This is a genomic window from Cognataquiflexum nitidum, from assembly GCF_022538055.1.
Classification (GTDB): domain Bacteria; phylum Bacteroidota; class Bacteroidia; order Cytophagales; family Cyclobacteriaceae; genus Cognataquiflexum; species Cognataquiflexum nitidum.
Window position 1 is genome coordinate 1 of the sequence record NZ_JAKZAM010000076.1, and the last position, 1,732, is coordinate 1,732.

The 1,732-nt window shown below is 48.5% G+C and carries 2 protein-coding genes; both read left to right on the forward strand.

The genetic code is table 11. The features are described 5' to 3' along the window. Nucleotides 1-99 precede the first annotated feature (99 nt). A complete protein-coding gene (locus MMU07_RS21645; RefSeq protein ID WP_241128701.1) occupies nt 100-306 on the forward strand; it encodes a hypothetical protein in 207 nt (68 codons plus the stop codon). Nucleotides 307-383: 77 nt separating this feature from the next. Continuing rightward, a complete protein-coding gene (locus MMU07_RS21650) occupies nt 384-1,721 on the forward strand; it encodes an IS701 family transposase (RefSeq protein ID WP_241128702.1) in 1,338 nt (445 codons plus the stop codon). Nucleotides 1,722-1,732: the final 11 nt, after the last annotated feature.

A 1,732-nucleotide genomic window follows, 5' to 3' on the forward strand; every position in this document is an offset into this window, starting at 1 on the left:
CTTTTGTTTGGCTCTTTACTAGACAGTGAAAAAAAACAGGTCATAATTTGGAATTATGGCCTTTTTTTATGAATATTATATCTAGTTAATAGACTAGATATGGGATACCCAACCAAAGTCCAGCTCATCAAAAGAGCTAAAAGTGAACAATGGTATGTTAATTTTCCTGCCGCCGTTGCCCAAGCCATCGAGTTTCAGCAAGGTGAAGTAGTGGAATGGATCATCGATGACCATCAACGTCTGGTGCTTCAACGAAGTGATCAGTCCGTGGCAGACCTTAAAAAAAAACTCCCCAAGATAACCTGAAAGGAGTATTGGAAGGTATTTTCTTGGAATGCCGGTCCTGCTTCAAGCAGTTTCGGACCTGGCAAAGAGCCGGGAAATTGGTCAACGGAATACTCTCCTGTATGGGCCGTCACACCGTCACTGGCTGGCTGACCTCCAGTGGGGATCAGTTTAAAGACTGGACTTCCGCTTATCGCCTTTTTAAAGGTGACAGGATGGATATTGCCGGTGTTTTCGGTGTCATTCGCAGAAAGATTGTGGCATTGGCCGATCCGCAGGAGCCCTATGTTTTTGCCCACATGGATGATACCCTGCTGCGCAAAAAGGGGAAGAATGTATTTGGCACCCGATGGCTTAGAGATGCGCTGGGACCTCCCTTCCAGACTAATCTGGTCTGGGGCCAGCGCTTTATCCAACTTTCCCTTGCTTGTTTTTCCAGAAGGGGAGCCGTACAGGCCCGAGCCATTCCTGTCGACCTTCATCACTGCCCCACCGTGAAAAAGCCCGGCAAAGCAGGAGCGGAACAAGATTGGGAGAACTATCGGGAAACCCAGAAAAAAGCCAAGCTAAGCGTCATCGGTGCCCAACGGATCAAGCTTCTGCGTGAAAATCTCGATCAGGACGGTTATTCCAACAAGGACCTCGTGGTCAGTGTGGACGGAAGCTATACCAACGAAGCGGTCCTGAAGAAACTCCCTGCCAACACCATCCTGATCGGCAGAATCCGCAAAGACTGTAGTCTCTATCTGCCTCCCGAGCCGCCCACAACCGGTAAGGGACGTAAAAAGGTCTACGGAGAAGCTCTCCCAACTCCAGAACAGATACGACAGTCCGATGACCATTCCTGGGTAAAAGTCCAGGCTTGGGCAGCAGGGAAAGTACACGACTTCCAGCTGAAAGTTGTCCCAAAAGTCCGCTGGAGAAAGGCCGGGAACAAGGATCTCAAACTGATCATCATCCGGGCGGTTTCATACCGTAAAACCAACAAGTCACGCTTGCTCTACCGGGATCCCGCTTACCTGATCTGTACCGAACCGGATTTGGACTTAGCCACACTTCTGCAAGCTTACCTCTGGAGATGGGAGATAGAGGTCAACTTCAAAGACCAGAAAACCATTCTGGGATGCGGACAAGCACAGGTTAGAACCAAAGAAGCCTGTGAAAAAGTCCCCGCATTCCTCACCGCTGCATATTCTATGCTTCTACTGGCTGCGGCAACCGCCAAAAACCAAGTCCTTCCTCGGCCTAAATGGTATAAATCCAAAAAATCAATCCGTACCACAACCGGAGACATCCTCAATCAATTCCGGGCACTAAACTGGGCTCACAGCTCAAAAATCAATTTCTCCGACTTCGTCAACATTCAGAAAAAACTGCAAACCCTCAAAAAAACAGATAATCCTATCCTAGCTGCATTGTTTCAAGCCAGAAATTAGCCAAACTTGAG